11 protein-coding genes are annotated in these 12,555 nt (G+C 70.6%); 8 read left to right on the top strand and 3 right to left on the bottom strand.

Going from position 1 to position 12,555, the window contains the following annotated elements:
• Positions 1 to 138 precede the first annotated feature (138 nt).
• Complete coding sequence (locus tag IBL25_RS20060) at positions 139 to 1,299, top strand: amidohydrolase (RefSeq protein WP_187780286.1); 1,161 nt, start codon at positions 139 to 141, stop codon at positions 1,297 to 1,299.
• Positions 1,300 to 1,347: 48 nt separating this feature from the next.
• On the opposite strand, the gene IBL25_RS20055 is transcribed toward IBL25_RS20060, so the two are convergent.
• Positions 1,348 to 2,109, bottom strand: coding sequence for an HpcH/HpaI aldolase family protein (locus IBL25_RS20055; RefSeq protein WP_187780285.1), 762 nt, complete (start codon positions 2,107 to 2,109; stop codon positions 1,348 to 1,350).
• A gap of 114 nt (positions 2,110 to 2,223) precedes the next feature.
• Here IBL25_RS20055 and IBL25_RS20050 point away from each other — a divergent pair, with 114 nt between their 5' ends.
• Together IBL25_RS20050 and IBL25_RS20045 are read left to right on the top strand one after the other, a co-directional pair.
• Positions 2,224 to 3,108: a dimethylarginine dimethylaminohydrolase family protein gene (locus IBL25_RS20050; protein ID WP_187780284.1), complete on the top strand. Its 885-nt coding sequence runs from the start codon at positions 2,224 to 2,226 to the stop codon at positions 3,106 to 3,108.
• Entirely contained in the window at positions 3,105 to 4,496 is a 1,392-nt protein-coding gene (locus tag IBL25_RS20045; protein WP_187780283.1) for an FAD-binding oxidoreductase, read from the top strand. Before IBL25_RS20050 ends, IBL25_RS20045 begins: the two co-directional genes overlap by 4 nt.
• 427 nt (positions 4,497 to 4,923) lie before the next feature.
• Here the strand turns inward: IBL25_RS20045 and IBL25_RS20040 are convergent, their stop codons facing one another.
• Positions 4,924 to 6,147, bottom strand: a complete 1,224-nt coding sequence (locus IBL25_RS20040) for an MFS transporter (RefSeq protein WP_187780282.1) — start codon at positions 6,145 to 6,147, stop codon at positions 4,924 to 4,926.
• Positions 6,148 to 6,493: 346 nt separating this feature from the next.
• Here IBL25_RS20040 and kaiC point away from each other — a divergent pair, with 346 nt between their 5' ends.
• Genes kaiC through IBL25_RS20020 form a run of 4 tightly spaced genes read left to right on the top strand, consistent with a single transcriptional unit; the run spans position 6,494 to position 10,584 of the window.
• On the top strand, positions 6,494 to 8,185 hold the full coding sequence (kaiC, locus tag IBL25_RS20035; protein WP_187780281.1) for a circadian clock protein KaiC: 1,692 nt from the start codon (positions 6,494 to 6,496) through the stop codon (positions 8,183 to 8,185).
• Positions 8,182 to 8,529, top strand: a complete 348-nt coding sequence (locus IBL25_RS20030) for a circadian clock KaiB family protein (RefSeq protein WP_187780280.1) — start codon at positions 8,182 to 8,184, stop codon at positions 8,527 to 8,529. The genes kaiC and IBL25_RS20030 overlap by 4 nt, the downstream gene beginning before the upstream one ends.
• A complete protein-coding gene (locus IBL25_RS20025) occupies positions 8,526 to 8,870 on the top strand; it encodes a circadian clock KaiB family protein (RefSeq protein WP_202986833.1) in 345 nt (114 codons plus the stop codon). The genes IBL25_RS20030 and IBL25_RS20025 overlap by 4 nt, the downstream gene beginning before the upstream one ends.
• Positions 8,860 to 10,584, top strand: a complete 1,725-nt coding sequence (locus IBL25_RS20020; protein ID WP_187780279.1) for an ATP-binding protein — start codon at positions 8,860 to 8,862, stop codon at positions 10,582 to 10,584. The genes IBL25_RS20025 and IBL25_RS20020 overlap by 11 nt, the downstream gene beginning before the upstream one ends.
• Before the next feature lie 288 nt (positions 10,585 to 10,872).
• Here IBL25_RS20020 and IBL25_RS20015 read toward each other — a convergent pair whose 3' ends face one another.
• Positions 10,873 to 11,529, bottom strand: coding sequence for a DUF1028 domain-containing protein (locus tag IBL25_RS20015; protein ID WP_187780278.1), 657 nt, complete (start codon positions 11,527 to 11,529; stop codon positions 10,873 to 10,875).
• Between the two features lie 126 nt (positions 11,530 to 11,655).
• On the opposite strand from IBL25_RS20015, the gene IBL25_RS20010 reads away from it, so the two are divergent.
• The coding region (locus IBL25_RS20010) for a YjbH domain-containing protein (protein ID WP_187780277.1) at positions 11,656 to 12,555 on the top strand (900 nt) is incomplete at its 3' end.

Below are 12,555 nucleotides of genomic sequence, written 5' to 3'. Positions count from 1 at the left end.
GCCGGCGGTGCTGCGGGATTGCGGCGGGCCGGCCACCACGCCTTCCGGCGCCACCGGGCTGGCGGCGCTGCTGGCCGCGCCGCCGCTGCCGCCGGAAAGCCGCGTGCTGCTGATCGTCAGCGAGGCGGCGGTGGCATCATGAGCCTCGAAGCCGAGCCATCCTTCTGGGCGGAACTGCGGGACTGGCGGCGGGATTTCCACCGCCACCCCGAATTCGGCTTCGAGGAGCACCGCACCGCCGGGCTGGTGGCAGCGCGGCTGCGCGGCTTCGGGCTGGATGTGGCGGAAGGCATTGGCGGCACCGGGGTGGTGGGAACGCTGCGGCGGGGCCATGGCACCCGCGCCATCGCGCTGCGGGCCGACATGGACGCGCTGCGCATCGCCGAGCAGGGGGAGCATCCCTGGCGTTCCGCCCATGCCGGGCTGATGCATGCCTGCGGGCATGACGGGCATACCACCATGCTGCTGGGCGCCGCCGCGCTGCTGGCGGCGGATGGCGGCTTCGACGGCACCGTCCATTTCGTTTTTCAGCCCGCCGAGGAATGGGGCAAAGGCGCGCTGGCCATGCTGGCCGATGGCCTGGCCAGACGCTTTCCCTTCGATGAGATCTACGGGCTTCACAACATGCCCGGCCTGCCGCTGGGCCATGTGGCGGCGCGGGTTGGGCCCGCCATGGCGGCGGAGGATAATTTCGAGATCCTGCTGCGCGGCATCGGCGGCCATGCGGCGCGGCCGCAGGCGGGGCGGGAGGCGCTGGTGGGCGCCTGCGCGCTGGTGGTGAACCTGCAGACCATCGTCTCCCGCCGCATCAGCCCGGCGGAGGCGGCGGTGGTCTCCGTGACCGAGCTGCTGACGGATGGCACGCGCAACGCGCTGCCCGGCCTGGCGCGCATCATGGGCGATGCCCGCTCCTTCCGCCCGGAGGTCAGCGCCGAGATCGAGGCGGAACTGCGCCGCATCGCCGCCGGCACCGCCATGGCGCATGGGCTGGAGGCGGAGGTGACCTATACGCGCGAATTCGTGCCGCTGGTGAATGACGAGGCGCCCACCCTGGCGGCCTTGGAAGCGGCGCGGGCGGCGCTGGGCGCGGAATGGGTTCGCGGGGATGCTGAGCCCATCTCGGCTTCCGAGGATTTCGCGCGCTTCCTGGAAGCCGCGCCGGGCTGCTTCGCCTCCCTCGGCAATGGCGAGGCTTCGGCGCCGCTGCACAACCCGCGTTACGATTTCAACGACGATGCCATTCCGCATGGCGTGCGCTTCTTCGCCACCCTGGCGCGCCAGCGGCTGCCGCTGGCCTAGGGGCGGCAACCGGCCTCCGGAACCGGAGGCCGGCTGGCTGCGAGCCGTTCAGCCCTTGCGCATCACCGCCACGTCGCGGATCGCGCCGGTCGCGACCGTCGCCGCGTCGTTGTAGACGGTGACGAAGCGGAAGCCGCGCTGCACCATGGTCAGGGCATATTCCGGCGTGGCGTTGTGGATGCCGGCGACGATGCCGCGCTTGCCTGCCTGTTCCAGCACGCGGTCATAGGCGGCCAGCACTTCCGGCTCCTTGCGGTCCAGCATCGGCTGCAGGCCCATGGAAAGCCCCAGGTCGCCCGGGCCGATATAGACGCCGTCGATGCCCGGCACGTCCAGGATGGATTCGAGATTCTCCAGCGCCTGCCTGGTCTCGATCATGGCGATCACGGCCACGTCCTCATTGGCCGTGGCGAAGTAGCTGCCGGCCTGGCCGTAGATGGCGGCGCGGATCGGGCCGAAGGAACGCTGGCCCAGCGGCGGATAGCGGCAGGCATCGACCAGGGCGCGGGCCTCGGCGGCGCTGTTCACCATGGGGCAGATCACGCCCATGGCGCCGGCATCGAGCACCTTGCCGATGATCCCCGGCTCGTTCCAGGGCACGCGCACCACCGGCACCACCGGATGCGCCGCGATGGCCTGCATGCAGGCCACGGCCGAGGCGTAATCCTGGATGCCATGCTGCATGTCCACGGTCAGGGCATCGAAGCCGGCCTTGGCCATCAGCTCGGCCCCGAAGGCGGAGGGAATGGAAATCCAGCCATTCACCACCGCGCGGCCGGCGCGCCAGGCATCCTTCATCGGGTTGGGCATTCTTCTACGTTCCTCCGCTGCGACACGCAGCGCGGAAGGCTAGGCCCGTCCGTCGCGCAGCGTCAACGCGGCCACCCCTGGCGGGCGGTGCCGCGCGGGCCTAGCCTGCCGTGCATGCCGAACCCATCCGCCCCGCGCTGGACCCTTGCCTCGGAAACCGCGCCTCTCCGCGAAGTGCTGGTCTGCCCGCCGGAGCATTACCGCTGGCTGCCCACCAACACGATCGCCCGCCGCACCCTGGCCGAAAGCCGCCAGGCGCCGGCGCAGCACCATCTGGTGGCGCAGCATGCCGAGCTGGTGGCGGCGATGGAGCAGGCCGGCGTGCGGGTGCACCGCCTGCGGCCGGAGCCGCACCTGCCCTATATGGTCTATACGCGGGACAGCGTGGTGGTGACGCATCGGGGCCCCGTACTCTGCCAGCTGGAGCGGCCGCAGCGGCGCGGCGAGTATGCCGGGCTGATCGACTTCCATGCCGCGCATAACAGCGCCTTCTGGCGGAAGTCCTCCGCCGGCACGCTGGAGGGCGGCGACATCCACATCATCCGCCCCGGCCTCGCCGCCATCGGCCATTCCGGCGGCCGCACCGATGAGGCGGGGGCCGAGCAACTGGCCGGCTGGCTGCGCGCCGAGGGCTGGGAAGTGCGCGTCGAGCCCTTCGACGAACATTTCCTGCATCTCGACGTGCTCTTCTGCATGGCGGCGCCAGGGCTGGCGGTGGCCTGCGTGGATGTGCTGGACCCTGGCTTCATCGCCTGGCTCAAGGACCATGGCATCCGCTGCATCCCCGTGTCCTACCGCGATGTCATGAATCTCGGCTGCAACATCCTGGCGCTGGGCGAAGGCCGCGTGGTATCGGCGCGCGGCAGCACGGCGCTGAACGCCGCCCTGCGGGCCGAGGGCCTGGTGGTGCTCGACCCCGAACTGTCGCTGTTCACGCTCGGTGGCGGCGGCCCGCATTGTCTCACCTGCCCACTCTCGCGGGAGGAAGAAGCCCCATGAATATCGAGACCAGCCCCGTCGAGACCGTGATCGCCGCCCTGCGCGACTTCCTGGGCGAGCGGCTTTCCACCAATGCCTCCATCCGCGAGCAGCATGCCAAGGGCGAGGACGCCAACCCGCCCGTGCTGCCAGATGCCGTGGCCTTCGTGGAAAGCACGGAGGAAGTCTCCCGCGTCATGAGGCTGTGCAACACGCATGGCGTGCCCGTGGTGCCCTTCGGCGCCGGTACCAGCCTGGAAGGGCATGTGGTGCCCGTGCGTAAGGGCATCAGCCTCGACCTCTCCCGCATGAACGCCATCCTGGAGGTGAATGCGGAAGACATGGACGTGCTGGTGGAGCCCGGCGTTTCCCGCCACCAGCTCAACGACTACCTGCGCGACCAGGGCCTGTTCTTCCCGGTCGATCCCGGCGCGCATTGCTCGCTGGGCGGCATGGTGGCCACGCGTGCCAGCGGCACCAATGCCGTGCGCTACGGCACCATGAAGGAAGCGACGCTGGGCCTGGAAGTGGTGCTGGCGGACGGCCGCGTCATCCAGACCGGCGGCCGCACCCGCAAGGCCGCCAACGGCTATGACCTGACGCGGCTGTTTGTGGGCAGCGAGGGCACGCTCGGCGTGGTCACCAAGATCCGCCTGCGCCTGCACGGCATCCCGGAAGCGACCAGTGCCGCCGTCTGCCAGTTCGACAGCCTCGCCGCCGCCGTCGAGACCACCATCATGGTGATGCAGGCCGGCATCCCCGTGGCCCGGATCGAGCTGGCGGATGCCGACCAGATGCGTGCCTCGATCGCCTATTCCAAGCTGGACTTCCAGCCGCTGCCCACGCTCTTCCTGGAATTCCACGGCTCCCCCGCCGGGGTGAAGGAACAGGCGGAGGCGGTGGAGGCCATCGCCGCCGACATGGGTGGCAAGGGCTTCGCCTGGGCGCATGACGCCGAGGCGCGCAACAAGCTCTGGAAGGCGCGGCACGATGCCTGGTGGGCGGCCAATGCGCTCTACCCCGGCTGCCGCGGCATCACCACCGATGTCTGCGTGCCGATCTCGAAGCTGGCCGAAGCCATTGTCGGCGCCAAGGAAGACGCGGTGGCGATGGGGCAGAACACCTGCATCGTCGGCCATGTCGGCGACGGCAACTTCCATTGCGTCATCCTCTTCCCCGAGGGCGACACCCAGGGGCTGGAGCGCGCCTGGGAACTGGACCGCAAGATCGTGGCGCGCGGCCTGGCGCTGGGCGGCACCTGCTCCGGCGAGCATGGCGTGGGCCTGGGCAAGCGCGAGTTCCTGGCGCAGGAACACGGGCGGGAGGTGCTGGATGTCATGCTGTCGCTGAAGGCGACGCTGGACCCGAAGGGCATCCTGAACCCGGGGAAGATGTTCCCCGAGCACTGAGCGCGGCCAAGGGGGCGCTGCCCCCTTGGAACCCCCGCCGGGGTGGAAAGTCCACCCCGGACCCCGCTGCCGGTTTCTGGAGCGGGGCTGAAGGGCATGGCGCGGCGCCTGCCGCCCACGTTTAAGTCCAAAGGGCCACGCGGGCTGAAGTCGCCGGAGGTCATGGACCTCCGGCGGAGCCACCGTGCCACAAGCGGAAAGCAGATGGCGGGGCCTGGGGTGACACTGTCACCCCAGCGGGGAAGGTCCGGAAGGGGCAGCGCCCCTTCTGGCCCCGCTCCGCCCTGCCGCGACTCGGACGGCGCAGCGAGAACGAATCCCGATTCCCCTTGTGGTTGATTCCGCGCCGACCCACGAGATCTTGCGGCTGCGGAACGCCTGTTTCCCTCTGCCAGATATTAGCCGCGACTCGGAACAAATGGTTGATTCAGGCTGTCTTCCGCTCTGGCGATTCACGCTGTGTTCCGGCTGGCGGGCGCAGGGCGCCGAGCCAGGCGCCAACGGCCAGGATGCCCGCCGCGCCCAGGGCCATGGTGGTGGCGGGGCCTAAGCCGTTGATCCCGCTGCCATAGACCGCCGGCCCCAGGGACTGGCCGAGGAAAAAGCAGAAGGCATGCAGCGCCACCGCCGAGCCGCGTGCCTGCGGCGCCACTTCCGTCACCCGCACCTGGATGCTGTTGTGGAGCATGAAGTAGCCCAGGCCGAGCAGGAAGGCGCCCAGCAGTGGCCAGGCGGCGCCCAGCGGGGCGGCGGCGATGCCGCAAAGGCCCAGGGCGGCCGAGGCGCCGGCCACCTGCATCATCCGCCCCTGCCCCAGGTGGCGCAGCAGCAGCGGCGCCAGCAGCGTGTAGCCGAAGCCGCCCAACCCGAAGGAGCCCACCGCCAGGCCGGCCTGGGCCGTGCCGGACAGATTGCCTTGCGCCAGCAGCGCGGACAGGAAGGGAAAGGCGCCGAAGACCGCCATGCCTTCCAGGAAGACCCCGATAAAGAGCGGGCGGGCCGCCGGGGTGCGCAGGATGCCGCCGTAGCGGCGCAGGGAGGCGCCGAGCTGGGGGCGTGGGCCTATGGGCGCGCGCGGCCTGCCGCGGGCCTCCGCCAGCAGCACCAGGAAGGCGAGGACGACCACGCCGGCGCAGATGCCCATGACGCCGCGCCAGCCGATATGCTCCGCCACCAGGCCGGACAGGATGCCGCCGCAAAGCTGGCCGAGGATGGAGCAGCCGAGCACGCGGCTGATGGCCACCTGCCGCTGCGCCAGGGGCACGCTGTCCCCGAAGAGCGCGAGGGTCAGGGGAAAGATGCCGCCGGCCGCGAGGCCGGAGGCGATGCGCGCGGCGAAGAGCCAGGAAAGGCCCGGCGCCAGGGCGCAAAGAACCAGTGTCAGCGCCAGCAGCGCGGCGCAGAGCGTGACGATGCGGCGCTTGCCCAGAGCATCCCCCACCGGGCCCAGCACCGGCTGCACCAGCGCGTAGGGCAGCGCGAAGGCCGTCGCCAGCAGCGCCACCTCCCCATGCGGGGCGGAGAAATCGTGGGCCAGTTCCGCCATCAGCGGGTCCAGCGCCCGGGTGGCCAGCGAGGCCGCGAAGCCGCAAAGGCCGAACACCGCCACCATCCTGTGGATGGCGGCCGGCGCGAGGTGATCGGTGGTCATGGCGGCCATGCTGCGCTGGCCCCGGCGGGGTGACAAGGCGGCGGCACGCCTGCCGCGCGGCAGGGCCGGCGGGTGCGGCACGGCGGGCGCCGGACCCTCCTTTCACGATCTTACACGCGGCGGGCTGCGGGCGGCAGCGGCGCCGTATTGCTTTGACCTTATGGGCGCCATAGAGTCGGGGCCCGCATAGGCCGGGCTGTATCCATGGACAACAAGCAGCCGGGGGCGCATGTCCAGGCTGGCCTCCGACGCGGCCTTCTGCCCCTCTCCCGGCGCGGCGAGCAGCGCGGCGCAACCTCCCGCCGCGCGGTTCATGCGACAAACCACTGGAGATATGGACCGCCTGATGCCCGCTGAGGCCATTGCCCGCCCTTCCTTGCCGAAGGCGCCCACCGGGATCACCGGTTTCGATGACATCACCCTGGGCGGCCTGCCCGCCGGCCGGCCCACGCTGGTCTGCGGCTCCGCCGGCAGCGGCAAGACCATGTTCGCCTCCACCTTCCTGGTGAATGGCGCCACGCTCTACGACGAGCCCGGCGTCTTCATGAGCTTCGAGGAACGCGCCGAGGACCTGGTGGCCAACGTCGCCTCGCTCGGCTACGACCTGGACCAGCTGGTGGCCGATGGGCGCATCGCCATCGACCATGTGCAGGTCGACCGCTCCGAGATCGAGGAAAACGGCGAATACGACCTGGAGGGGCTCTTCCTCCGCCTCGGCTGGGCCGTGGATTCGATCGGCGCCAAGCGCGTGGTGCTGGACACCATCGAGACGCTCTTCTCCTCCCTCGACAACGAGGCCGTGCTGCGCTCCGAGCTGCGCCGGCTCTTTGGCTGGATCAAGGAGCGCGGCCTCACCTGCATCATCACCGGCGAGCGCGGCGAAGGGCAGTTCACCCGCCAGGGGCTGGAGGAATACGTCTCCGACTGCGTGGTGCTGCTGGACAACCGCGTGCACGACCAGATCACCACCCGCCGGCTGCGGGTGGTGAAGTACCGTGGCTCCGCCCATGGCACCAACGAATACCCCTTCCTGATCGACAGCCAGGGCATCAGCGTGCTGCCGATCACCGGCACCTCGCTGACGCATGACGTCACCACCGAGGTCATCTCCTCCGGCGTGCCGGGGCTGGATGCCATGCTGGGGGCGGGCGGCTTCTACCGCGGCACCTCCATCCTCTTCACCGGCACGGCGGGCACCGGCAAGACCACCTTCGGCGCCGCCTTCGTCGATGCCGCCTGCGCCCGCGGCGAGCGCTGCCTCTTCTTTGTTTTCGAGGAAAGCTCGGCGCAGATCATCCGCAATGCCCGCTCCGTCGGCCTCGACCTCGCGCGGCATGTCGAGAGCGGGCTGCTGCGCTTCGAGGCGGCGCGGCCCAGCCTCTACGGGCTGGAGATGCACCTGGCGCGGATGCACCGCGACCTCGACCTCTTCAAGCCCGCCGTGGTGGTGATCGACCCGATCTCGGCCTTCAACGGGCCGGAAGCGGAGGTGCAGTCGGTGCTGCTGCGGATGGTGGACCTGCTGAAGGGGCGCGGCATCACCGCGCTGCTGACCAGCCTGCTGCACCAGAGCTATGTTTCCTCCCAGCAGGATCTCGGCATGTCCTCCCTGATGGACAGCTGGGTGCGGCTGTTCAACGAGGAAGCCAATGGCGAGATGAACCGCACCCTCTATGTCATCAAGTCTCGCGGCATGAGCCATTCCAACCAGGTGCGGGAATATGTCATGAGCGCCAGCGGCATCGGGCTGATCGAGCCTTATGTCGGCCCCGAGGGCGTGCTGACCGGCTCCGCCCGCCTGACCCAGGCGGCGCGGGAGCAGGCGGCGCGGCTGCGGCGGCGGCAGGAGGCCGAGCGCCGCCAGCGCGACCTGGCGCGGCGGCGGGAGGCGACGGAGCGCCAGATCACCGAGTTGCGTGCCGCCCTGGAGGCGGAGGAAGAAGAGATCTTCCTGTTGCACTCGGAGGATGCCGAGCGCGAGGCCGCGCTGGAGCGAGACCGAAACGCCATGCACCGCCACCGGAACGCCGCCGAATGAACCCCGCCACGCCCGACAGCAGCTCCTCCGGCCCGCTGACCACGCCCGAGGAGGATGACGCCGGCTTCTACCGGCTGCGCCTTTATGTCGCGGGGCAGACGCCCAAGTCGCTGGCCGCCATGGCCAATCTCAAGAAGGTCTGCGAACAGCATCTCGCCGGGCGCTACGAGATCGAGGTGATCGACCTGATGCAGAACCCGCGGCTGGCGGCGGGGGACCAGATCCTGGCCATTCCCACGCTGGTGCGCCGGCTGCCCTCGCCGCTCAAGCGCATCATCGGCGATCTTTCCAATACCGAGAAGGTTCTGGTGGGCCTGGACATCCGGCCGCAGGAGACGCCGTGAAGGACGAGGCCGCTCCGGTGCCCGCCCCTCAGCCGCCGCCCGCCATGGCCGCCGGCTACCGCCTGCGGCTCTTCGTGGCCGGCAGCAGCACCCGCTCGCTCCGCACGGTGCAGGAGCTGCACCAGCTCTTCCACCACGCGCTGGGCGAGGCGGTCGACCTGGAAGTGGTGGATATCTACCAGCAGCCAGAGCTGGCGGAGCGCGACGGCGTGGTGGCCGCGCCCACCCTGGTGCGCCTTTTCCCCGCCCCGGTGCGCCGGCTGGTGGGCGACCTGTCGGACGAGCAGCGGGTGCTGCGCATGATCACCCTGGGCAGCGGCGAGGACGACGATGTCGGCTGACGAAGCCACCTTCTGGCGCCGCCGCGCGCGGGAGCTGGAAGCGCGGCTGCAGGAAAGCGAGGACACGCTGGACGCCATCCGGAGCGGCGCCATCGATGCCCTGGTGGTCAGCGGCGCGCAGCAGCACCGTGTCTATACGCTGGAATCCGCCGACCGGCCCTACCGCGTGCTGATCGAGCAGATGCAGGAGGCCGCCGTCACCCTGGCCCCGGATGGCACCGTGCTCTACTGCAACCGCCGCCTGGCGGAGATGCTGGGCACCGCGCAGGAGCGCGTGGTGGGCCGCCCCCTGCAGCCCTTCCTGCGGGAGGAGGACCAGCCCGCCTTTGCCCGCCTGCTGACCGATGGCGGCCGCGGCGAGATCGGGCTCCATGGTCCCGGCGGGCGGGAAGTGCCGGTCTATATCTCGCTCGGCCTGCTGCCGCTGGAAGGCGAGAGCCCGATGCTCTGCGGCGTGCTGGCGGACCTGACGGTGCAGAAGGGCCACCTGCGCGAACTTTCCGTCGCCAATGCCCAGCTCCGCGCCGAGAGCGCCCAGCGCGAGGCCGCCGAGGCGGCGCTGCGGCAGAGCCAGAAGATGGAAGCCGTGGGCCAGCTCACCGGCGGCATCGCGCATGACTTCAACAACCTGCTGACCGGCATCATGGGCAGCCTGGACCTGGTGCAGGGCCTGCTGACGCGCGGCCAGATGGCGGGGATGGAGCGCTATGTCGCCGCCGCCATGTCCTCCGCCGGCAGGGCAGCGGCGCTGACGCACCGGCTGCTCGCCTTCTCCCGCCGCCAGACGCTGGACCCGCGCCGCCTTTCCCCCAACCGCCTGGTGCAGGGGCTGGAGGAGCTGGTGGCCCGCACGGTGGGGCCCAATATCACGCTGGAAGTGGCGCTGGCGGCCGATGCCGGCACCATCCTCTGCGACGCCAGCCAGCTTGAAAACGCGCTGCTGAACCTGGCCATCAATGCCCGCGACGCCATGCCCGAGGGCGGCACGCTGGTGATGCAGACGGCCAATGCCGAGATCTCCCCGGCGCTGGCGGCGCAGCTCGACATGCAGCCGGGCCATTACGTGACGCTGGCCGTGGCCGATACCGGCATCGGCATGTCGGCCGAGGTCGCCGCCCGCGCCTTCGACCCTTTCTTCACCACCAAGCCGATCGGCGAGGGCACGGGGCTGGGGCTGTCCATGATCTACGGCTTCGCCAAGCAATCCGGCGGGCAGGTGCGGATCGAGTCGCGGGAAGGCCAGGGCACCACCGTGCGGCTCTACCTGCCCCGCTACCCCGGCACCGGCGAGGAAGACGAAGCCACCGACACCCCCGCCTCCGCCCCCCGCCGCCGCCCAGGCCATGGCGAGACGGTGCTGGTGGTGGACGACGAGCCGGTGATCCGCATGCTGGTGGTGGAGGTGCTGCAGGACCTCGGCTACGCGGCCCTGGAAGCGGCGGATGGCGCGGCGGCGCTGGAACTGCTGCAAGAGGAAGGCCGCCTGGACCTGCTGGTCACCGATGTCGGCCTGCCCGGCGGGCTGAACGGCCGCCAACTGGCCGATGCCGCCCGCGCCGGCCGGCCAGGACTGAAGGTGCTCTTCATCACCGGCTTCGCGGAAACGGCGGCCCTGGGCAACGGCAGGCTGGAACCGGGCATGCAGGTGATGACCAAGCCCTTCGCGCTGGATGCCCTGGCGACGCGCATCCGCGCGATCATCGAAGGCGAGTAGCGGCGGCACGCTGGAGGGGCGCCGCCCCTCCAGACCTCCCCGCTGGGGTGACAGTGTCACCCCAGGCCCCGCCATCAGTTTTTCAGCCTGTGGCACGGTAGTTCCGCCGGAGGTCATGGACCTCCGGCGACTGCGGCCTCAGCCCGCGCGGCCTTTTGGATTCTCGGTGCTGACGGCTTGCGTCACGCCGTGCCCTCCAGGCCCAATCTCAAACTGACAGCGGGATCCGGGGTGGACTTTCCACCCCGGCGGGAGCGTCCAGAGAGGGCGGAGCCCTCTTTGGCCCCGCTACCCGCCGATGGCGCTATCCGGCGCCACCGCCCGCAGCACGTATTCCTCGGCCAGCGGCGCGTAATCCCGCCACAGCCCCGCCAGGGTGGCGATCGGCGTCGCATCGCGGTCCACGCGCAGGTCCACGAAGGGGAAGCTTTCCTTTTCCACCACCACCAGCGCGGCCGAGACCAGCGGGCGGCCTTCGCCGCCGGCATCCTCGCCGGCCTGCAGCGCGGCCAGCAGGCGGCTGGCCAGGGGTGCCTCGGGCTCGGCCAGGAAGGCGGCCACCATGGCCTGGGGCACTTCCGCATTGGCCATGATGTTGCCGATGGCGACGCAGCCGGTGCCATGCGCCTCGGCATGGGCGGGCTTCATGCGGGCGCCGTGGAAATGCGCGGTGCGCCCGGCGGAATCGATCGCCGCCATCTGCCGCCAGCCGTGGTCCGGCGTGCTGGCCACCAGGGCCGCCACCGTTTCCTGCGCGGTGCAGCCGCTGCGCAGCAGGTCCAGCCCGCGCGGGCCCAGGCGAGGATCGGTGCGGTGCTGGGTCAGCACGCCGCCGGTGCCGGCGGCCAGGAAGGGCACGCGGGCGCCGATGCCGATGGAGGAGGTGGTGCAGGCGGCACCGAATTGGCCGGTGCGGGCGCAATGTCCGAGCAGGGAGAAGGTCATGGCCTGGCATTCAAAGGGCGAGCCTGGCCATTGTCCATGCCTCGCCGGTGCAGTTGGGAATCGCTTTCGGGCACACGCTGCGGTAGTAATCACGCGTTCGTGAATTCGGATGCACTGCCCGACGCCATGCGCAGATCGCTTTGCCTGACGCTGGCGGCCTTGCTGCTGCTGGCCCGCCCTGGGGGCGCGGAGGAGGTGCCGGCAACCGGCGGTGACTTCGGCGGCATGGGCGTGATCGAGACCCGCAATGCCCGCTTCCGCGAGGACGGCACGCTGGAGGCCGGGGCCAGCCTGCGGCACCAGCGGCGCTTCTGGTTCATCAATTTCCAGGCCCTGCCCTTCCTGGAAACCACCTTCCGCCTGACCGAGCGCCTGAACGCCACGGCGGGCGAGGGCATGACCACCGACCGCGCCTTCGACCTGAAGCTGCGCCTGCTGCGGGAGGGGGACTGGACCCCGGCCGTCGCGGTGGGATTGCAGGACTTCATCGGCACCGGGCTCTACAGCGGCGAATATGTGGTGGCCTCCAAGCGCTGGTGGGGGCTGGATCTTTCGGCGGGGCTGGGCTGGGGGCGCCTTGGCACCGGGGGCGAGTGGAACAACCCGCTGGGGCAGGTGGCCGATGCCTTCAACCACCGCCCGCGCAGCGTCGGGCGCGGCGGGCGGGTGCAGAGCGGCTTCTTCCGGGGCGAGGATGTGGCGCCCTTTGCCGGCATCGAATGGAGCGTGCCGGGGCTCGACACTCCTTGGGGGCGGCTGGAGGGGCTGCGCGCCAAGGCCGAATGGTCCGGCGACGCGCTGCGGGACGAGCGCGGCGGCTATCCGGCGCGGGATGGGCAGCGCGGGCGGGCGGAGTCACGTTTCAACTTCGGCCTGCAATGGTCCAATGACTGGCTGGATGCCGGCGTCTTCGCCACGTATGGGACGGATGTGCTGTTCCGCCTTTCGCTGCGGCTGAACCCGGCGGCGCCGCCTTCCCTGCCCTTGCCCCCGCCGCCGCCCCTGCGCCCCCGCCCCGCCGCCAGC

It is taken from the genome of Pseudoroseomonas ludipueritiae (assembly GCF_014490445.1).
In the GTDB taxonomy this organism is placed as follows: Bacteria; Pseudomonadota; Alphaproteobacteria; order Acetobacterales; family Acetobacteraceae; genus Pseudoroseomonas; species Pseudoroseomonas ludipueritiae.
This window is presented reverse-complemented; position numbering and strand designations above follow the sequence as displayed.